The following is a 19616-nucleotide window of genomic DNA, read 5'->3' on the forward strand; positions in this document are numbered from 1 at the left end:
GGGCTGCAAAGCAGCCCCACGGCCAGCAACACCGGACCGACCATGACCGAAAAACCCACCCTGCACCCGCGCAACCGCCACCAGGGCCGCTACGACTTCCCCAGCCTGATCAAGGCCCACCCTGACCTGGCGCGCTTCACCATCACCAACCCCCACGGCAAGCCCAGCATCGACTTCGCCAACCCCGAAGCCGTACGGGTGTTCAACCGTGCCCTGCTCAAGGCCCAGTACGGCATCCAGCACTGGGATATACCTGCCGACTACCTGTGCCCGCCGATTCCCGGCCGTGCCGACTACATCCACGTGGCTGCCGACCTGCTGGCCGAGGACAATGCCGGCGAGATCCCCAAGGGCGCCCAGGTGCGTGCGCTGGACATCGGCGTGGGAGCCAACTGCATTTACCCGCTGCTGGGCCATAGCGATTATCGCTGGCGCTTCCTCGGCTCGGACATCGACCCCGTGGCCCTGGCTTCGGCCAAGGCCATCGTCCAGGCCAACGGCCTGGGCAAGGCCATCACCCTGCGCCAGCAGGCCAACCGTGCTCACATCCTCAGCGGCCTGCTGCAGGAGGGCGAACGCTTCGACCTGACTCTGTGCAACCCGCCCTTCCATGCCTCACGCGACGAAGCCACCCGTGGCAGCCAGCGCAAGTGGAAGAACCTGGGCAAGCAGGACCCCAGGCGCAAGCTGCCGGTGCTCAACTTCGGTGGCCAGAACAACGAACTGTGGTGCGAGGGCGGCGAGATCCGCTTTGTCACCCAATTGGTCGGTGAAAGCGTGCAGTACGCCGAGCGGGTACTGTGGTTCACCAGCCTGGTGTCCAAGGCCAGCAACCTGCCGGGGATCGAGGCCGCGCTCAGGAAAGCGGGCGCCAAGGCCGTGCGCATCAGCGAAATGGGCCAAGGGCAGAAGCAAAGCCGCATGGTCGCCTGGAGCTTCCACGACGATGCCGCGCGCCAGGCCTGGCACGCCGGGCGTAAAACCCAGGCATGAAAAAACCGCGCCCGGGCAAGCCGGGCGCGGTTTTGTCAAAGCTTCAACAATTACTTGTTGATGGCGTCGGTCAGCACTTTGGCTGGAACGAACTTGACGACTTTCTTGGCAGCGATTTCGATGGCAGCGCCAGTCGAAGGGTTGCGGCCGGTACGGGCAGGACGCTCGGTGACTTTCAGCTTGCCGATGCCTGGCAGAGTGATTTCAGCGCCGTTTTCCAGCTGGTCGGCAACGATCTGGCCCAGTTGCTCCAGAGCGTTCTTGGCGGTGGCTTTTGGCGCGGCGATCGATTCGGCGATGTCGGCAATCAGTTGGTCTTTGGTCAATGCCATGGTGGTGTTCCTTCCCTATCAAATTCGATGGTTATGCAGCGAACTACGACGTTATCGGGCCAGCCCCTGTAAGTGGAGGGCCGCGCCAATCGCGTATGTAGATACGCAAATCGACGTTTGGTTCGACACGACGACAGCACGCTGCCAGCAATGCGCCACACAAGGGCGCAAGACCGCGCAAAGCTACCACAGGAACGGATAAATATCCGCTGCGCGCTTCGATTTAATGCAGGTTTTTCGGGGGTTTTAGCTTAAAACGCGCAAATTTGAACAAAAAACGAACAACCGATATTTCTGCCAACATCCGGCCACTGCATCGCCTTGCGTCTGGGGTAAACTGGCCGACTTTTGCAGCTCGCCGAGAATCCCATGCCAATCCGTCATTGCATCGTTCACCTGATCGACAAAAAGCCCGATGGCAGCCCCGCCGTGCTGCATGCCCGCGATTCCGAACTGGCCGCCTCCGACGCCATCGAAAACCTGCTGGCCGACCTCAATGACAGCTACAACGCCAAGCAAGGCAAGGCTTGGGGCTTTTTTCACGGCGAGTCCGGTGCCTACCCGCTGAGCGGCTGGCTGAAGCAGTACCTGGACGAAGAAAAGGACTTCACCGCCTTCAGCCGCGTGGCCGTGGAGCACCTGCAGAAGCTGATGGAGGAGTCCAACCTGTCCACCGGCGGCCACATCCTGTTTGCCCACTACCAGCAAGGCATGACCGAATACCTGGCGATCGCCCTGCTGCACCACAGCGAAGGCGTGGCGGTGAACGCCGAGCTCGATGTGATGCCTTCGCGCCACCTGGATCTTGGCCAGTTGCACCTGGCGGCGCGCATCAACCTGTCGGAGTGGAAGAACAACCAGAACTCCAAACAGTACATTTCGTTCATCAAGGGCAAGAACGGCAAGAAGGTTTCGGACTACTTCCGCGACTTCATTGGCTGCCAGGAGGGCGTCGACGGCCCGGGGGAAACCCGCACCCTGCTCAAGGCCTTCAGTGACTTCGTCGAGAGCGAAGACCTGCCGGAAGAGTCCGCCCGCGAAAAAACCCAGACCCTGGTCGAGTACGCCACAACCCAGACCAAGCTGGGCGAGCCGGTCACGCTGGAAGAGCTGTCCAGCCTGATCGACGAGGACCGGCCCAAGGCGTTCTACGACCACATCCGCAACAAGGACTACGGCCTGTCGCCGGAAATCCCCGCAGACAAGCGCACCCTCAACCAGTTCCGCCGTTTCACCGGGCGTGCCGAGGGGTTGTCGATCAGCTTCGAAGCGCATCTGCTGGGGGACAAGGTCGAGTATGACGAAGAGGCAGGGACCTTGATCATCAAGGGCCTTCCGACCACCTTGGTGGATCAGTTGAAGCGGCGCAAGGACTGATGGCCCCGGGGCTGCTGGGCAGCCCATCGCCGGCAAGCCAGCTCCCACAGGTACTGCACAGGCCAGAGGTCCATGCAGTCGAAGTGGGAGCTGGCTTGCCACAGCGACGAACCGCGACGATGGGGTGCGAAGCGGCCCTAATTGGCAGCCAATACTGCGCCATAGGAAGCAACCAACGCCTCCTTCGCCGACTTGCGCAGCCGCTTCACCAGCCGCTCCTGGCGTAACGCCTCGCCCTTGTCCGGCCATTGCTCCACATACACCAGCGCCTGGGCCGGGCTGGTCTTGAAGTAACGCGCGCCCTGCCCTTTCTGGTGCGCCAGAAAGCGCCGCTGCGGGTCATCGCTGATGCCGCAATACAACGAACCATTGGCCGCCCTTACCAGGTAGACATACCAAGGTTTGCTGGCGGCGATCTGGACGGATTCACTCACCCTGGGCCTGCTGGTATGCGCGCAATCCTTTGAACGCCTGCTGGCGTACCTTGTTCTGCACCAGCGGCGACCAGCCCAGCAGCATGCCTGGCACGCCCAGCGCCTGCCGCGACCAGCGCCACAAGTCGAATTGGTCATCGTGCAGGCAGATCCGCCCGTCACGGATCACGAAACGCGCCTGGATATCGTTGACCACGATGCGGCCGGTCTGGCTGAACAGGTAGGTGGCCACCCAATGTGCGGCCCCGGTGCGTTCATCGGCGCGGACGTTGTCGAAGGTCAGGGTGAAGTCCTTGGCCCGGCTGGTGAGCATTCGCCACATGTCGCCTGCATCCTTGCCACGCAAGGTGCCGAAGACCGGGTCGCTGAAGACGATATCGTCGCTGTAGCAGGCGACCATGGCCTCGGCATCCAGGCGCTGGAAGGCCTGGTAGAAGCGGGTGATCAGGTCGCGGTTGGCGTCGCTCATGGGGGCTGGTCCGTCCTGGGGATGAAAGCAGCACGATAATCTGCCCCGGTTGGTTATGCCAGTACCGGCCCTTTCGCGGGTAAACCCGCTCCCACAGGTACCACACTGCTTCAAGATGTGTGCGATTCCCGTGGGAGCGGGTTTACCCGCGAAGAGGCCAGCACTGCTACCCCCCCCTTCAGACTTTCTCGCTGCTCACCTGCACATGCAACGCCCGCCCGGCCCCCAGGCCGAACACGATGGCACCCACCCCAAGCACGGCAAAAATCCACCCGACTGCCGACCAGCCACCGGTCAAGTCATGCACCAGCCCCACCGCAAGCGGCCCCATCGACGCCAGGGTATAACCCACCCCCTGCGCCATGCTCGACAGGTTCGCAGCGACATGGGCATCCTTCGAGCGCAGCACGATCAAGGTAAGCGCCAGGGCAAAGGTACCGCCCTGCCCCAGGCCCAGCACCACCGCCCAGCCCCACAGCCCGGAAAGCGGCGCATACAGGCAACCGAACAGGCCAGCCAGGGTAATCAGCATGACCAGCACGATCGCCAGGCGCTGGTCCTTGCCGCGAGTGGCCAGCCAGGGCGCACTGAGCGAACTGACCAGTTGCACGATCACCGACCCCGACAGCACCAGCCCCGCGTCGGTCGGGCTCAGGCCGCGGCCGATCAGGATCGATGGCAACCAACCAAAGACTATATAAGCCAGTGACGACTGCAGGCCCATGTACAGGGTCACCTGCCAGGCCAGCGGATCACGCCACAGCCCACGCACGCGATAGGCCACCTTGTGCAGGCCATGCCCCTGGCGGGCCTGCGGCAGCCATACCAGCATGGCCAGCAGGGCCGGCACTGCCCAGAAGCCCAGCCCCAGCGCCCAGCTGCCGTCGAAATGCTGCGCCAGCGGGACGGTCGCCCCCGCCGCCATCGCCGCCCCCAGGCACAGCGCCATGGTATAGACACCGGTCAGTGTGCCGGCGTGCTGCGGGAAGTCGCGCTTGACGATACCCGGCAACAGCACGCCAATGATGCCGATGCTGGCCCCCGCGATGAGGCTGCCGAGGAACACCCCGGTAGCCCCTAGGCTACTACGCACGACGATGCCAAGCGCCAGGGTGGCGAGGATGCCGAGAATCACCCGCTCGCTGCCAAAACGCCGCGCCAGCACCGGCGCCAACGGGGCGAACAGGCCCAGGCATAGCACTGGCAAGGTAGTCAACAAACCGGCCTGCGAGGCATTCAGCCCCAAGCCTTCGGACACCAGGCCCAGCACCGGCGCCATGCTCGACAATGCCGGGCGCAGGTTCAATGCCACCAGCACCAGGCCCAGCAACAACAGCCAAGGCCGCTGCAGTAGTACCGGCTGCTGTTGGACCTGCTCGTCGTCAGCCTCGGCGTCGATCAGCAACTCATCGAGGTCCCGCTCGCTCGGCGGGGTGTTACGGGTGATGGAATCAGCCATGGCTTTCTCGGAGTCAGGATTCGATAAGAGTACGGCTCAGGCGCTTGGCCTGCTCCGCATCGCGTTGCTCGATGGCGGCAAGGATTTGCCCATGCAGGTCGAACGTGGCCTGGCAGCGCGGCACGGTCGCCATGTTGTGCTGCAGCGCGGCCGCCACCACCCCGGAAAAGTACCGGTACAGCTCGCTCAAGGCTGGGTTATGGGCGGCATCGACCAGCCGCTGGTGAAACACCAGGTCGCAGGCCACGTAGGCATCGATATCACCGTGAAAATGCCCGGCACTGTTGGCCAGGGCATCACGCAGTGCCTGCAGGTCGGCATCGGTTCGGCGCAATGCAGCCAGGCCGATGGCCTCGGCTTCGAGGATGTGCCGGGTTTCACGGGCCTGCTCGGGCGTACAGCGCGACATCGCCTGTACCGCCTGTAGCGGGTCCTGGGCCGTGCGAAGGTAGCTGCCATCGCCCTGGCGGATCTCCACCAGGCCGCTGAACGCAAGCACGCGCATGGCCTCGCGCACTGTGTTGCGACTGATGCCCAGTTGCACGGCCAGTTCCGGCTCGGTCGGCAGGCGCTGACCGACTTGCCAGTCGCCAAGCATGATCCGTTCGCGCATGCGCTCGACGGCCAACTCGACCAGTGAACGCTTGTTCAATTCGGTGCTCACGTAACTCAACCAATCATCCGATGAATTAGCTTAGCTTACTAGCGAGCAAGGGGTTTGTCATTGCGCTGCCTGTACTGACGCAATCGCCGGCAAGCCCGCTCCCACATTGACCGCACCGACCTCAAGCCATGTGCAGTACCTGTGGGAGCTGGCTTGCCGGCGATGAGGCCAGCACAGTCAGTAAAGAAAGTTGCTTCTCCAGGGCCTGTTTACCCCGTGGAAGCGGCGACGATACCGTCAGTTCAACGCATCGATCAACGCCTGGTTCATCTCTGGCGTGCCGATGGTGATGCGCAGGAACTGGGCAATGCGCGGCTGCTTGAAGTGGCGCACGATCACGCCCTGCTCGCGCAGGCGTGCAGCCAGCTCACCGGCGTCTTTTTGCGGATGGCGGGCGAAGATGAAGTTGGCCGCCGACGGCAGCACTTCGAAGCCCTTGCCCTGCAGCTGCCCGACCAAAACCTCGCGGCTGTCGATCACCTTGCGGCAGGTTTCCTCGAAGTACTCGCGGTCCTCGAACGCCGCCGCCGCGCCAACAATCGCCGCACGGTCCAGCGGGTAGGAGTTGAAGCTGTTCTTGATCCGCTCCAGCGCCTCGATCAGGTCCGGGTGGCCCACCGCCAGGCCAACCCGCAGCCCGGCCAACGAGCGCGACTTGGACAGGGTCTGGGTAACCAGCAGGTTGTCGTAGCGGCCCACCAGGCTGATCGCCGTTTCACCACCGAAGTCGATGTAGGCTTCATCGACCACCACCACCGAATCACGGTTGGCCTGAAGCAACTGCTCCACCGCCTGCAGCGGCATCAGGCAGCCGGTCGGCGCGTTGGGGTTGGGGAAGATGATGCCGGCGTTGGGCTTGTTGTAGTCCTCGATGCGGATCTGGAACTGTGGGTCCAGCGCCACCTGCTCGAACGCGATACCGTACAGGCCGCAGTACACCGGGTAGAAGCTGTAGCTGATGTCCGGGAACAGCAGCGGCGCGTCGTGCTGGAACAGGCCGTGGAAGATGTGCGCCAGTACCTCGTCCGAGCCGTTGCCGACGAACACTTGTGCCGGGGTTACGCCGTAGTACTCGGCCACCGCCTGCTTCAGCCGGTCACCATTCGGGTCCGGGTACAGGCGCAGGTTGTCGTTCAGCTCGCCGCGCATGGCTTCCAGGGCCTTGGGCGACGGGCCGTAGGGGTTTTCGTTGGTGTTCAGCTTGACCAGGCGGGCCAGCTTGGGCTGCTCGCCCGGCACGTAAGGCACCAGGTCCTTGACGAAGGGGCTCCAGAATCGACTCATGTTCAGTTCCCCTTCTCTTGGGTCAGGATGCGGTATTCAGCGCTGCGGGCGTGTGCGGTCAGCGACTCGCCACGGGCCAGGACCGAGGCGGTGTGGCCCAGCTCGGACGCCCCCTGCTCGGAGCAGAAAATGATCGACGAACGCTTCTGGAAGTCATACACCCCCAGTGGCGACGAGAAACGCGCGGTACCAGAGGTCGGCAGCACGTGGTTGGGCCCTGCGCAGTAGTCGCCCAGCGCTTCGCTGGTGTGGCGGCCCATGAAGATTGCGCCAGCGTGGCGGATGTGCGGCAGCCAGGCCTGCGGCTCGGCCACCGACAGCTCCAGGTGCTCCGGTGCAATGCGGTTGGCCACTTCAATGGCCTGCTGCATGTCACGCACCTGAATCAGCGCGCCACGGCCATTGATCGACTTCTCGATGATCTCGGCACGTTCCATGGTCGGCAGCAGCTTGTCGATGCTGGCGGCAACGCGGTCGAGGAAGGCGGCGTCCGGGCTGACCAGGATGGCCTGGGCATCTTCGTCGTGTTCTGCCTGGGAGAACAGGTCCATGGCGATCCAGTCCGGGTCGGTCTGGCCGTCGCACACCACGAGGATTTCCGACGGGCCGGCGATCATGTCGATACCCACCTGGCCGAACACGTGGCGCTTGGCGGTGGCGACGTAGATGTTGCCCGGGCCGACGATCTTGTCCACCTGCGGCACGCTTTCGGTACCGTAGGCCAGCGCGGCGACAGCCTGGGCGCCACCGACGGTGAACACCCGGTCGACACCGGCGATGCAGGCAGCCGCCAGCACCAGCTCGTTGATCTCGCCACGCGGGGTCGGCACAACCATTACCACTTCGGCCACGCCGGCAACCTTGGCCGGGATGGCGTTCATCAGTACCGACGACGGGTATGACGCCTTGCCACCCGGCACATACAGGCCGGCGCGGTCCAGCGGGGTGACCTTCTGGCCCAGCACGGTGCCGTCGGCCTCGGTGTACTGCCAGGAGTCCTGTTTCTGCCGCTCGTGATACATGCGCACACGGTTGGCAGCCTTTTCCAGGGCTTCGCGCTGGACCGGGGTAATGCGGGTCAGGGCCAGTTCCAGGCGCTCGCGACCGAGAATCAGGTCGTCGATCGATTTGGCGTCGACACCATCGAAACGCTGGGTGAACTCCACCAATGCGGCATCGCCACGCTCGCGCACGGCCTTGATGATGTCGAGCACCCGCTGGTTGACCGCGTCATCGGACACACTTTCCCAGCTCAGCAGATGATCCAGATGTCGGGCGAAATCCGGATCAGCAGCGTTGAGACGGGCAATTGCAGTGGACACGGTCATGGCGAGGGCCTCGATTAATGGCGAATGCTCAGGCGCCCTAGGCTACCAGTCCATCCGCGCGGGCACCCGAGAAAAATGGCTATGACGCGGATAGACGGGCGCGACAGCGAAGGTCGCGCACAGAAGGTAGTGAGTCAGCCGCGGTGTCGCGATTCGACCGCTCCGCGCAGCGTGTCGATCAGGCTCTGGATACGGGGGTGCTGCATTTTCATGGAGGCCTTGTTGACCACCAGGCGCGAGCTGATCGTGGCGATCAGTTCCTGGGGCTCCAGGCCGTTGGCACGCAGGGTGTTGCCGGTGTCGACAACGTCGATGATCTTGTCGGCGAGGTTGATCAGCGGTGCCAGCTCCATCGAGCCATACAGCTTGATGATGTCGACCTGGCGGCCCTGTTCGGCGTAGTAGCGCTTGGCTACGTTGACGAACTTGGTAGCCACGCGCAGACGGCCCTTGGGCTCGGGTGCGCCGACTACGCCAGCGGTCATCAGCTTGCAACGGGCAATCTGCAGGTCCAGGGGCTCGTATAGGCCCTGGCCGCCGTACTCCATCAGCACATCCTTGCCGGCCACACCCAGGTCGGCGGCACCATGCTCGACATAGGTCGGCACGTCGGTGGCACGCACGATCAGCAGGCGCACATCGTCCTGCGTGGTGGGGATGATCAGTTTGCGGCTCTTGTCCGGGTTCTCGGTCGGCACGATACCGGCCTCGGCCAGCAACGGCAGGGTATCGTCGAGAATACGGCCTTTGGAAAGCGCGATGGTCAACATTGGAACGTCGGTCCTTAAGCGGCTACTGCCGGCCGGGCGTCGAGCCCGGCCGCATTTGATTCATTGTGGGAGCGGGCTTGCCCGCAAAGCAACCAGCGCGGTGCATGGCACCGGCTCTGCCGGTATTCGCGGGCAAGCCCGCTCCCACACGGTATGCCGAAGGGCTACTAGCCCGGTACGCGACGGATCTTCGCGCCCAGCATCTGCAGTTTTTCTTCGATGCACTCGTAACCACGGTCGATGTGGTAGATGCGATCGATCAGGGTATCGCCTTCGGCTACCAGCGCCGACAGCACCAGGCTGGCGGAAGCACGCAGGTCGGTGGCCATTACCGGGGCGCCTTTCAGCGCCTTGACGCCAGTGACGATGGCAGTGTTGCCTTCGACCTGGATCTGCGCGCCCATGCGGTGCATTTCGTAGACGTGCATGAAGCGGTTTTCGAAGATCGTCTCGATCACTGCACCGGTGCCTTCGGCAATGGCGTTGAGCGAGATGAACTGCGCCTGCATGTCGGTCGGGAACGCCGGGTACGGGGCGGTACGCAGGTTGACGGCTTTCGGCCGCTTGCCGTGCATGTCCAGCTCGATCCAGTCTTCGCCGGTGTTGATGTCGGCGCCGGCTTCCTTGAGTTTTTCCAGTACTGCTTCAAGGATGGTCGGGTCGGTGTCCTTGACCTTGACGCGGCCACCGGTCACGGCAGCGGCAACCAGGTAGGTACCGGTCTCGATACGGTCCGGCATCACCCGGTAGCTGGCCGAAGCCAGGCGCTCGACGCCATCGATCACGATGGTGTCGGTACCAGCGCCCTGGACGTTGCCGCCCATGGCGTTGATGAAGTTGGCCAGGTCGACCACTTCCGGCTCGCGCGCGGCGTTCTGCAGCACGCTGCGGCCCTTGGCCAGGGCTGCGGCCATCATGATGTTCTCGGTACCGGTCACGCTGACGGTGTCGAAGAAGAAGTGCGCACCGCGCAGGCCACCCTCAGGCGCCTTGGCCTTGATGTAGCCGCCTTCGACTTCGATCTTCGCGCCCATGGCCTCGAGGCCACGGATGTGCAGGTCGACCGGGCGCGAACCAATGGCGCAACCGCCAGGCAGGGCCACTTCGGCCTCGCCGAAACGGGCGACCATCGGGCCCAGCACCAGAATCGAGGCGCGCATGGTCTTGACCAGCTCGTAAGGCGCGACCAGGGTCTTGATGGTGCGAGGATCGATCTCGACCGCCAGCTTTTCGTCGATCACCGGCTCGATGCCCATGCGGCCGAACAGCTCGATCATGGTGGTGATGTCGTGCAGGTGCGGCAGGTTGCCCACGGTGACCGGGCCGTCGGCCAGCAGGGTCGCCGCCAGAATCGGCAGGGCTGCGTTCTTCGCGCCCGAAATACGGATCTCGCCATCAAGGCGAGCGCCGCCAGTAATAATCAGTTTGTCCATTGGAATCTCGCCGCCACGTTGGCTCAGGTGCGCTCAGCCCAGGCTGCGCTGCTGAAAAATTTCATGGTTACCGCATGGATGCTGCCATTGGCGATCCACGGATTCAGGTGAGCATAGATCGCCTGCTGGCGTTTGACCGGGCTCAGGCCAGCCAACTCGTCGCTGATCACGTTCAACTGGAAGTTGCAGCCTTCGCCTTCAACTTCGACCCGGGAACCCGGCAATTTCTCTTCAAGGAAGCTTTTAACTTCTACGGCCTGCATGCTCAACCTCAATCGGCGCCCGATGCGCACGGGTCGGCCATCATACAAAAAAGCCCCTCGCCTGCGAAGCCCAACGAGGGCTTCGCTGACCGAGGGGCCATCATCCGTGCCAGGCCATCAGGTTGCCAGCACTTCATCGAGGTCATAGACCTCGGCAATTTCCCGCATGTCGTCAGGCATGCCGCGCACCAGGCACCCCTTGCCGGTGGCCTGGGCATCGCGCATGAAAGCCAGCAGCAACGACAGGCCGACACTGGTGGAGCGCTGCACTGCCGAGCAATCGAGCACCATCTGCGCCTCGCGGCAGGCCGCGATCAGCGCCTTGCCCTGCTTCCGCAGGGCCGGCCCGCTGCGATAGTCCAGCACGCCTTCCAGGCGCAGCACGCCCGGCTCGGCCATGCTTACACCGGCCTCACTCATTTGACGGTCTTCTCTGGCGAGTTGTCGGCAGCCTGCTTGGCCTTGGCCACTTCGCCGGCCCAGCCGTCGATGGTCTTGTCCAGGTCGCCGCCATTGCGCTGCATGGCGTCGGCGAACTGGTCGCGGAACAGCTTGCCGATGTTGATGCCGTTGACGATCACGTTACGCACTTTCCATTCGCCACCCAGATTTTCCAGGGTGTACTGCACCGGGTACACGGCGCCATTGTTGCCGGTGACCTTCATGCCTACGGAGGCGCGCTTGCCGTCATCGGCCTTGGCCGGGTCTACGACGATACCCTGGTTGTTGTACTCCAGCAGCGCGTTACCGTAGAACTGGAACAGGCTGCGCTTGAAGTTTTCCTGGAAGCGCTGCATCTGCTCAGGCGTGGCCTTGCGCGAGTACTTGACGGTCATGATGCTTCTGGAAATACCGTCGGCATCGACCACAGGCGCGAGGATCCGGTCAAGGGTGTCGTAGAACGCTTGCGGGTTGGACTTGTACTGCTCCTTGTTGGCCTTGAGCTCACCCAGCAGTTCGGTGGTGGTGCTCTGCACCACATCGTGCGGCGACTGCGCGGCCATTGCCATCAGGGGGAAGGCCGCCAGCAGGACCAGCAGGCCACGTCGCAGGATCGAAATCATGGAAACTCCTTAATTAGCCGGTTGCGCTTCTTTCGGTTCCTTGCCAACGGAGTTGAGCAGGAACTTGCCAATCAGATCTTCCAGCACCAGCGCCGACTGGGTGTCGTGGATGGTCCCGCCGTCCTTGAGCACCTGGTCCTCACCGCCCACGCTGATGCCGATGTACTTCTCGCCAAGCAACCCGGCAGTGAGGATCGAGGCCGTGGAGTCGGTCGGCAGGTTGTCCACCGACTTGTCCAGTTGCAGCGTCACTCGACCGGTGTAGGAATCACGGTCCAGATCGATGGCGGTAACCTTGCCGATGGTCACACCGGCCATGGTCACTTTAGCTCTGACCGTCAAACCGGCGATATTGTCGAAGTAGGCATAAACTTTATAGGTATCGCTGCTCGGGCTGGCCGACAGCCCGCTGACACGCAGGGCGAGCAGCAGCAGCGCCAGGATCCCGGCCAGAAGGAACAGGCCGACACCGATTTCCAGGGTGCGGTTTTGCATCAGAAATCTCCAAACATCAAGGCGGTCAGAATAAAGTCCAGACCCAGCACTGCCAACGAGGCATAGACCACGGTCTTGGTGGTGGCACGGCTGATCCCTTCTGAGGTGGGCTCACAGTCGTACCCCTGGAATACGGCGATCCAGGTCGTGACGAAGGCAAATACCAGGCTCTTGATCAGCCCGTTGAGCACGTCGTCGGTGAACGAAACACTGTTCTGCATGTTGGCCCAGAACGAGCCCTCGTAGACGCCCAGCCAGTCCACCGCCACCCACGAGCCACCCCAGATACCGACCACGCTGAAAATCAGCGCCAGCAACGGCAGCGAGATGAAACCGGCCCACAGGCGCGGCGCAACGATGTACTTGAGCGGGTCGACGCCGATCATTTCAAGGCTCGACAACTGCTCGGTGGACTTCATGTTGCCGATTTCTGCGGTCAGCGCCGAACCGGCACGGCCGGCGAACAGCAACGCCGTCACCACCGGGCCGAGCTCGCGCAGCAGGGTCAGGGCGACCATTTGCCCCACTGCCTGCTCCGAGCCGTACTTGGTCAGGATGCTGAAGCCCTGCAGCGCCAGCACCATGCCGATGAACACCCCGGACACGACGATGATCGCAAGCGACAGCACGCCCACCGAGTACAGCTGTTTGGTCAGCAGCTGGAAGCCGCCACCAATGCCGCCACGGCCGATCAGCGCATGGAACAGGAACAGGCAGGAGCGCCCCAGCACGGCCAGCACGTCGATGGCCGAGCGCCCCAGCAGGCGGACGCGTTCGAGTAAGGATTTTCTGCGCATCAACGCGCTCCCAGCAGGTCGGCGCGGTAGTCAGGCGCAGGGAAGTGGAAAGGCACCGGGCCGTCCGGGTCGCCCTTCATGAATTGGCGAATACGGGGGTTGTCCGAGCACATCAGCTCGTCAGGCGTCCCCTGGCCCAGCACCTGGCCGTCACCTACCACATAGATGTAGTCGGCGATGCTGGCAGTTTCCGCCAGGTCGTGGGAAACGACGATGCTGGTGATACCCAAGGCGTCGTTCAGCAAGCGGATCAGACGCACCAATACACCCATGGCAATTGGGTCCTGGCCGACGAACGGCTCGTCGTACATGAGGATCTGCGGGTCCAGGGCAATCGCCCGGGCCAGCGCCACACGGCGCTTCATGCCACCGGACAGCTCGTCGGGCATCAGGTCGATGGCACCGCGCAGCCCCACGGCCTGCAGCTTCATCAGCACGATATCGCGGATCATCTCGTCCGACAGCTGGGTATGCACGCGCAGCGGGAACGCGACGTTCTCGAACACATCGAGATCGGTGAACAGCGCGCCGCTCTGGAACAGCACCCCCATTTGCTTGCGGGCGTCGAACAGGTCACTGCGCGACAACGTCGGCAGGTTCTGCCCGGCAACCCAGACCTCACCGCTGGAGGGGCGCAACTGCGCGCCCATCAGGCGGAGCAACGTGGTCTTGCCGCAACCCGATGGCCCCATGATACCGGTGACCTTGCCGCGCGGGATGCGAATGTCGACGTTGCTGAAAATGCTGCGCGAACCGCGTTTGAAGGTAACCCCCTTCAACTCGACCGCGTAGGCGCTATCCACACTCATCTAGACTCCTTGCTAGTGCAGCCTTGTCCTAATGGACGTCGGCCTTCATCTGGAAGGCACAAGCGCCCCTGGCAGGCCGAATAGCGGCGAACTATAGCACCGCTGACAGCGCCGCCCCAAGGTCGGCTAGCGACTCGTTCAGCCCTGCGACAGGCTGGCGAGACATTCACCACGGCAATCGAAAGCGTGAGGGTTTCTTTCATTGCAGCTATAATCGCCGCCTTTTCATCAGGCATTGCTTTTTCGACATGAGCCAATCCAGCGAGCTGATCCAATCCGCCCAACGCACCCTGCGCCTGGAACTCGAGGCCGTAGAGGCCCTGCTGGCGCGCATCGACGACAATTTCGTCAAGGCCTGCGAACTGATCCTGGCCAGCAAGGGCCGGGTGGTCGTGGTCGGCATGGGCAAGTCCGGGCACATCGGCAACAAGATCGCCGCCACCCTGGCCAGCACCGGCACACCGGCGTTTTTCGTGCACCCGGCCGAAGCCAGCCATGGCGACATGGGCATGATCACCCGCGATGATGTCATCCTTGCCCTGTCGAATTCCGGCAGCACCGCCGAAATCGTCACCCTGCTGCCACTGATCAAGCGCCTGGGCATCAAGCTGATAAGCCTGACCGGCAACCCGGACTCGCCATTGGCCCAGGCTGCCGAGGTCAACCTCGACGCCCGCGTCGAGCAAGAGGCCTGCCCGCTGAACCTGGCCCCCACCTCCTCCACCACCGCATCGCTGGTGCTGGGCGACGCGCTGGCCATTGCCCTGCTCGAAGCCCGCGGCTTCACCGCCGAGGACTTTGCCTTCTCGCACCCGGGTGGCGCATTGGGCCGTCGCCTGCTGCTCAAGGTGGAGAACGTGATGCACGCCGGCGACGAACTGCCCCAGGTGCCCCGCGGCACCCTGCTCAAGGACGCGCTCCTTGAAATGTCCCGCAAAGGCCTGGGCATGACCGTGATCGTCGAAGCCGACGGCAAGCTGGCCGGGATCTTCACCGACGGCGACCTGCGCCGCAGCCTGGACCGCAACATCGACGTCCACACCACCCTGATCGACCAGGTCATGACCGTGCACGGCAAGACGGCCCGCGCCGAAATGCTCGCGGCCGAGGCCCTGAAGATCATGGAAGACCACAAGATCGGCGCCCTGGTGGTGGTGGACCGCGAGGACCGCCCCACCGGCGCCCTGAACATGCACGACCTGCTGCGCGCCGGCGTGATGTAAAGGAGCAATGGAATGAACCAGGACCTCATGCAACGCGGCAAGCACATCAAGCTGGCAGTGTTCGACGTGGACGGCGTGCTCACCGACGGGCGCCTGTACTTCCTCGAGGACGGCAGCGAATTCAAGACCTTCAACACCCTCGACGGCCAAGGCATCAAGATGCTCATGGCCTCGGGCGTTACCACCGCGATCATCAGCGGGCGCAAGACCCCGGTGGTCGAGCGCCGGGCCAGGAACCTCGGCATCCCGCACCTGTACCAGGGCCGCGAAGACAAACTGGTGGTGCTCGATGGCCTGCTCGCCGAACTGGGCCTGAGCTATGCTCAAGTGGCCTACCTGGGCGACGACCTGCCCGACCTCCCGGTGATCCGCCGGGTCGCCCTGGGCATGGCGGTGGCCAACGCCGCGCCGTTCGTTCGCCAGCACGCCCATGGCGTGACCCAGGCACGTGGCGGCGAAGGCGCAGCCCGTGAATTCTGCGAACTGATCATGCACGCCCAGGGCACCCTGGACGCTGCCAACGCCAATTACCTGTAAGGCTGCCCATGTTCAGCAAGAAAGCCCGCAACATTGCGCTGCTCGCAGTGATCGCCGCGCTGCTGGTAGCGATCGGCTACTGGAATGTCAGCCCGGAAAGCTTCCTCGACAAGCCGGTGGCCCAGGTCGACGAAAGCGCCATCGACTACTATGCGGTCAACGCCCACAGCCTGCAGTTCCTGCCCGACGGCAAGCTGCAGTACGAAATGACCGCGGACAAGGTCGAGCACCTCAAGGCCAGTGAAATCACTCTGCTGACCACGCCGGACCTGCACCTGTATCGCGGCACCGAATACCCCTGGCATGTGCAGAGCACCCGCGCCGAAGTCAACCCGGACGGCAGCGAAGTCGAACTGATCGACAACGTACGGGTCGCCCGCACCGACGAAAAGCAACGCGAAATGATCATTACCAGCTCACGCATGACCGTGTTCCCGCAGAAGCAATATGCGCAGACCGAGCAAGCCGTTAGAATCGACGGCGCCGGTGGCACAACTACGGGCAAAGGAATGAAAGCGTATTTGAAAGAAGGCAAGATGGACTTGCTCTCTAACGTAAGAGGACAGTATGAGGCTCGTTAAAACCCTCCCCCTTCTGCTCAGCCTGAGCGCAGCACTGGGAAGCGCGAGCGCCCTCGCCCTGCCGAATGACCGTGACCAGCCTATCCGTATCCAGGCCGACAACGCCCACCTGGACGACAAGCAGGGTGTGGCCACCTACACCGGCGACGTGATCATCACCCAGGGTTCGATGATGATCAAAGGCAACACCGTGACCATCACCCGTTCCGCCTCCGGCGATATCGATGTGGTGACCTCGGTGGGCAACCTGGCCTACTTCGAGCAGCAGCAGAGCGCAGCCAAACCGGACAAGATGAAAGGCTGGGGCGTGACCATCCAGTATCAGGCGCAGAAAGACCTGGTGGTTCTCACCGACCGCGCCAAAGTCGAGAACGAAGGCAACACGACCGAAGGCGAGAAGATCGTCTACAACACCAAGACCCAGGTGGCAACCGCCGGTCGTGGTGGCAACGTGACTTCGCCGCGTCAGCGTATCGACATGGTGATCCAGCCCAAGAAGAAGGCCGAGTAAATGGCAACCCTCAAAGCCCAGCACCTGGCCAAGAGTTACAAGGGGCGGCAGGTCGTGCGTGACGTCAGCCTGTCGATCGACAGCGGCCAGATCGTCGGCCTGCTCGGCCCCAACGGCGCCGGCAAGACCACCTGCTTCTACATGATCGTCGGCCTGGTCCAGGCCGAACAGGGGCGCGTGCTGATCGACAACCTCGATGTCAGCCACCAGCCCATGCATGGTCGCGCCCGCGCCGGCATCGGCTACCTGCCACAGGAAGCCTCGATCTTCCGCAAGCTGTCGGTGGCCGACAACATCATGGCCATCCTCGAGACCCGCAAGGACCTCGACCGCGACGGCCGGCGCAAAGAGCTGGAAAGCCTGCTGCAGGAGTTCCACATCAGCCACATTCGCGACAACCTCGGCATGAGCCTTTCCGGTGGTGAGCGCCGCCGCGTGGAAATTGCCCGCGCGCTGGCGACCGCACCCAAGTTCATCCTGCTGGACGAACCGTTTGCCGGTGTCGACCCGATTTCGGTCGGCGACATCAAGCAGATCATCCATCACCTCAAGGCCAAGGGTATCGGCGTACTGATCACCGACCACAACGTGCGTGAGACCCTGGATATCTGCGAAACCGCCTATATCGTCAATGATGGCCGGCTGATCGCCGAAGGCGACGCCGAAACCATCCTGGCCAACGACCTGGTCAAAGAGGTTTACCTGGGCCACGAGTTCCGGCTCTGAGCCCGGCACGCGCCTGGAGTACCGGCAAATCGCCCTGCAACCCGGGTAAAGTTGTTACGGTACTCTAGGCAAACGCTACAATTTAAGGCATAAAACTTGCTTTATCCGGCGCCCCGGCGCCCTCGTGTAGTGGATGGCGCATGCGCGCCGGCGAACAAGGTATTAAGCCCCAGCCATGAAACCATCGCTCGTCCTAAAAATGGGCCAGCAACTGACGATGACCCCGCAGTTGCAACAGGCCATCCGCCTGCTCCAGCTTTCTACCCTGGACCTCCAACAGGAAATCCAGGAAGCGCTGGAGTCGAACCCGATGCTCGAACGTCAGGAAGACGGCGACGACTTCGACAACAGCGACCCGATGGCGGACAACGCCGAAAACAAGCCGGCCGCCGAAGTCCAGGACAACAGCTTCCAGGAAAGCACCACCAGTGCCGACACCCTGGAAGACGGTGAGTGGAGCGAGCGCATCCCCAACGAGCTGCCGGTCGACACCGCCTGGGAAGACATCTACCAGACCAGTGCCAGCAGCCTGCCGAGCAACGACGACGACGAGTGGGACTTCACCACCCGTACATCGGCCGGCGAAAGCCTGCAAAGCCACCTGTTGTGGCAACTCAACCTGGCCCCGATGTCCGACACCGACCGCCTGATCGCCGTCACCCTGATCGACAGCATCAACGGCCAGGGCTACCTGGAAGACACCCTCGAGGAGATCTGCGCCGGTTTCGACCCGGAGCTGGATATCGAGCTGGACGAAGTCGAAGCTGTACTGCACCGCATCCAGCAGTTCGAGCCAGCCGGCGTTGCCGCCCGCACCCTTGGCGAATGCCTGTTGCTGCAACTGCGCCAGCTGCCCGCGAGCACCCCGTGGATGGCCGAAGCCAAGCGCCTGGTCAGCGACTTCATCGACCTGCTCGGCAGCCGTGACTACAGCCAGCTGATGCGTCGCATGAAAATCAAGGAAGACGAGCTGCGCCAGGTCATCGAGCTGGTACAAAGCCTCAACCCGCGCCCCGGCTCGCAGATTGAGTCCAGCGAGCCTGAGTACGTGGTACCCGACGTCATCGTACGCAAGGACAGCGACCGCTGGCTGGTAGAGCTGAACCAGGAGGCCATTCCGCGCCTGCGCGTCAACCCGCAGTACGCCGGCTTCGTGCGCCGGGCCGACACCAGCGCCGACAACACCTTCATGCGCAACCAGCTGCAGGAAGCGCGCTGGTTCATCAAGAGCCTGCAAAGCCGCAACGAAACCCTGATGAAGGTGGCCACGCAGATCGTCGAGCACCAGCGCGGCTTCCTCGACCACGGCGACGAAGCGATGAAGCCTCTGGTGCTGCATGACATCGCCGAAGCGGTGGGCATGCACGAGTCGACCATTTCGCGGGTAACCACGCAGAAATACATGCACACGCCGCGTGGCATCTACGAACTGAAATACTTTTTCTCCAGCCACGTCAGCACCTCCGAAGGCGGAGAATGCTCGTCTACGGCGATCCGCGCGATCATCAAGAAACTGGTTGCGGCGGAAAATCAGAAAAAGCCATTGAGTGACAGCAAGATCGCTGGTTTACTGGAGGCACAAGGCATCCAGGTAGCCCGTCGCACCGTCGCCAAGTACCGCGAGTCCCTCGGCATCGCACCGTCGAGCGAGCGCAAGCGACTGATGTAGCCCCTGAGATGTGCCACAGCGTTTGTGGGGCAGGTGCAAGACCTGCCTCTTTATGCACGGGCAACAAAGGAGAAGCTGTATGCAAGTCAATATCAGTGGACAGCATGTAGAAGTCACCCAGCCACTGCGCGATTATGTGCTTGAAAAGCTCGCTCGCGTGGAAAGTCACTTCGACAAGATCACCAACGTGCAGGTCATCATGAAAGTCGAGAAGCTGCAGCAGAAGGTCGAGGCGACCTTGCAGATTCCCGGCGGCGAAGTGGTTGCCAACGCCGAACACGAAGACATGTATGCAGCGATCGACGCCTTGGCCGACAAGCTCGACCGCCAACTGAAAAAACACAAGGAAAAACAGCAAAGCCTGCTGCAAGGTGCAGCCGCCCGCTGATCCCCCTCAT

The 19616-nt window shown here is 62.8% G+C and carries 24 protein-coding genes; 9 read left to right on the plus strand and 15 right to left on the minus strand.

Going from position 1 to position 19616, the window contains the following annotated elements:
• The first annotated feature begins 42 nt into the window (after nucleotides 1-42).
• Entirely contained in the window at nucleotides 43-993 is a 951-nt protein-coding gene (gene rlmF / locus J5M58_RS07015) for a 23S rRNA (adenine(1618)-N(6))-methyltransferase RlmF (RefSeq protein WP_207877674.1), read from the plus strand.
• 50 nt (nucleotides 994-1043) lie between these two features.
• Here the strand turns inward: rlmF and J5M58_RS07020 are convergent, their stop codons facing one another.
• Nucleotides 1044-1325, minus strand: a complete 282-nt coding sequence (locus J5M58_RS07020; RefSeq protein ID WP_112250800.1) for an HU family DNA-binding protein — start codon at nucleotides 1323-1325, stop codon at nucleotides 1044-1046.
• Between the two features lie 369 nt (nucleotides 1326-1694).
• Between J5M58_RS07020 and yejK the strand changes: the two genes are divergently transcribed.
• On the plus strand, nucleotides 1695-2702 hold the full coding sequence (gene yejK, locus J5M58_RS07025; RefSeq protein WP_085624016.1) for a nucleoid-associated protein YejK: 1008 nt from the start codon (nucleotides 1695-1697) through the stop codon (nucleotides 2700-2702).
• A gap of 137 nt (nucleotides 2703-2839) precedes the next feature.
• Here the strand turns inward: yejK and J5M58_RS07030 are convergent, their stop codons facing one another.
• The 14 genes from J5M58_RS07030 to J5M58_RS07095 all read right to left on the minus strand — a co-directional run bounded on the left by J5M58_RS07030 (nucleotide 2840) and on the right by J5M58_RS07095 (nucleotide 13971).
• Nucleotides 2840-3136 carry a GIY-YIG nuclease family protein gene (locus J5M58_RS07030; protein ID WP_112250799.1) on the minus strand — a complete coding sequence of 99 codons (297 nt, stop codon included), beginning with the start codon at nucleotides 3134-3136 and terminating at the stop codon, nucleotides 2840-2842.
• Complete coding sequence (locus tag J5M58_RS07035; RefSeq protein ID WP_112250798.1) at nucleotides 3129-3605, minus strand: nuclear transport factor 2 family protein; 477 nt, start codon at nucleotides 3603-3605, stop codon at nucleotides 3129-3131. The genes J5M58_RS07030 and J5M58_RS07035 overlap by 8 nt, the downstream gene beginning before the upstream one ends.
• 178 nt (nucleotides 3606-3783) lie before the next feature.
• Entirely contained in the window at nucleotides 3784-5064 is a 1281-nt protein-coding gene (locus J5M58_RS07040; protein WP_207877676.1) for an MFS transporter, read from the minus strand.
• Nucleotides 5065-5077: 13 nt separating this feature from the next.
• Nucleotides 5078-5728, minus strand: coding sequence for a FadR/GntR family transcriptional regulator (locus tag J5M58_RS07045; protein ID WP_112250795.1), 651 nt, complete (start codon nucleotides 5726-5728; stop codon nucleotides 5078-5080).
• A gap of 237 nt (nucleotides 5729-5965) precedes the next feature.
• Nucleotides 5966-7012 (minus strand): histidinol-phosphate transaminase, encoded by a 1047-nt coding sequence (gene hisC / locus J5M58_RS07050; RefSeq protein ID WP_112250793.1) that lies wholly within the window; start codon nucleotides 7010-7012, stop codon nucleotides 5966-5968.
• 2 nt (nucleotides 7013-7014) lie between these two features.
• Complete coding sequence (gene hisD / locus J5M58_RS07055; protein ID WP_207877678.1) at nucleotides 7015-8340, minus strand: histidinol dehydrogenase; 1326 nt, start codon at nucleotides 8338-8340, stop codon at nucleotides 7015-7017.
• Between the two features lie 134 nt (nucleotides 8341-8474).
• Nucleotides 8475-9110: an ATP phosphoribosyltransferase gene (gene hisG, locus J5M58_RS07060; RefSeq protein WP_207877680.1), complete on the minus strand. Its 636-nt coding sequence runs from the start codon at nucleotides 9108-9110 to the stop codon at nucleotides 8475-8477.
• A 167-nt stretch (nucleotides 9111-9277) separates the two neighbouring features.
• The gene (murA, locus tag J5M58_RS07065) at nucleotides 9278-10543 is read right to left on the minus strand and encodes a UDP-N-acetylglucosamine 1-carboxyvinyltransferase (protein ID WP_112250789.1); all 1266 of its coding nucleotides are present in this window, start codon (nucleotides 10541-10543) and stop codon (nucleotides 9278-9280) included.
• Nucleotides 10544-10566: 23 nt separating this feature from the next.
• Entirely contained in the window at nucleotides 10567-10806 is a 240-nt protein-coding gene (locus J5M58_RS07070) for a BolA family protein (RefSeq protein WP_003255121.1), read from the minus strand.
• Between the two features lie 117 nt (nucleotides 10807-10923).
• Nucleotides 10924-11226, minus strand: coding sequence for a lipid asymmetry maintenance protein MlaB (locus J5M58_RS07075; RefSeq protein WP_207877681.1), 303 nt, complete (start codon nucleotides 11224-11226; stop codon nucleotides 10924-10926).
• Complete coding sequence (locus tag J5M58_RS07080; protein WP_196179828.1) at nucleotides 11223-11870, minus strand: phospholipid-binding protein MlaC; 648 nt, start codon at nucleotides 11868-11870, stop codon at nucleotides 11223-11225. Before J5M58_RS07080 ends, J5M58_RS07075 begins: the two co-directional genes overlap by 4 nt.
• Nucleotides 11871-11879: 9 nt before the next feature.
• Entirely contained in the window at nucleotides 11880-12365 is a 486-nt protein-coding gene (mlaD, locus tag J5M58_RS07085; RefSeq protein WP_003257921.1) for an outer membrane lipid asymmetry maintenance protein MlaD, read from the minus strand.
• Nucleotides 12365-13162, minus strand: coding sequence for a lipid asymmetry maintenance ABC transporter permease subunit MlaE (gene mlaE, locus J5M58_RS07090; RefSeq protein WP_013971083.1), 798 nt, complete (start codon nucleotides 13160-13162; stop codon nucleotides 12365-12367). The genes mlaD and mlaE overlap by 1 nt, the downstream gene beginning before the upstream one ends.
• A complete protein-coding gene (locus J5M58_RS07095; RefSeq protein WP_207877682.1) occupies nucleotides 13162-13971 on the minus strand; it encodes an ATP-binding cassette domain-containing protein in 810 nt (269 codons plus the stop codon). The genes mlaE and J5M58_RS07095 overlap by 1 nt, the downstream gene beginning before the upstream one ends.
• Nucleotides 13972-14219: 248 nt before the next feature.
• On the opposite strand from J5M58_RS07095, the gene J5M58_RS07100 reads away from it, so the two are divergent.
• The 7 genes from J5M58_RS07100 (at nucleotide 14220) to raiA (ending at nucleotide 19606) form a co-directional block, all read left to right on the plus strand.
• Nucleotides 14220-15194 (plus strand): SIS domain-containing protein, encoded by a 975-nt coding sequence (locus J5M58_RS07100; RefSeq protein WP_003257920.1) that lies wholly within the window; start codon nucleotides 14220-14222, stop codon nucleotides 15192-15194.
• Between the two features lie 12 nt (nucleotides 15195-15206).
• Nucleotides 15207-15731 (plus strand): HAD family hydrolase, encoded by a 525-nt coding sequence (locus J5M58_RS07105; RefSeq protein ID WP_207877683.1) that lies wholly within the window; start codon nucleotides 15207-15209, stop codon nucleotides 15729-15731.
• A gap of 8 nt (nucleotides 15732-15739) precedes the next feature.
• A complete protein-coding gene (gene lptC, locus J5M58_RS07110) occupies nucleotides 15740-16312 on the plus strand; it encodes an LPS export ABC transporter periplasmic protein LptC (RefSeq protein ID WP_046615766.1) in 573 nt (190 codons plus the stop codon).
• Nucleotides 16299-16823: a lipopolysaccharide transport periplasmic protein LptA gene (gene lptA, locus J5M58_RS07115; RefSeq protein WP_112250782.1), complete on the plus strand. Its 525-nt coding sequence runs from the start codon at nucleotides 16299-16301 to the stop codon at nucleotides 16821-16823. The genes lptC and lptA overlap by 14 nt, the downstream gene beginning before the upstream one ends.
• Nucleotides 16824-17549, plus strand: coding sequence for an LPS export ABC transporter ATP-binding protein (lptB, locus tag J5M58_RS07120; protein WP_003255132.1), 726 nt, complete (start codon nucleotides 16824-16826; stop codon nucleotides 17547-17549). It begins immediately after the preceding gene.
• 175 nt (nucleotides 17550-17724) lie between these two features.
• Nucleotides 17725-19218 carry an RNA polymerase factor sigma-54 gene (locus J5M58_RS07125; protein ID WP_112250780.1) on the plus strand — a complete coding sequence of 498 codons (1494 nt, stop codon included), beginning with the start codon at nucleotides 17725-17727 and terminating at the stop codon, nucleotides 19216-19218.
• A 79-nt stretch (nucleotides 19219-19297) separates the two neighbouring features.
• The gene (gene raiA / locus J5M58_RS07130; protein ID WP_003255135.1) at nucleotides 19298-19606 is read left to right on the plus strand and encodes a ribosome-associated translation inhibitor RaiA; all 309 of its coding nucleotides are present in this window, start codon (nucleotides 19298-19300) and stop codon (nucleotides 19604-19606) included.
• Nucleotides 19607-19616: the final 10 nt, after the last annotated feature.

Source organism: Pseudomonas sp. 32_A, from assembly GCF_017490905.1.
Classification (GTDB): Bacteria; Pseudomonadota; Gammaproteobacteria; order Pseudomonadales; family Pseudomonadaceae; genus Aquipseudomonas; species Aquipseudomonas inefficax.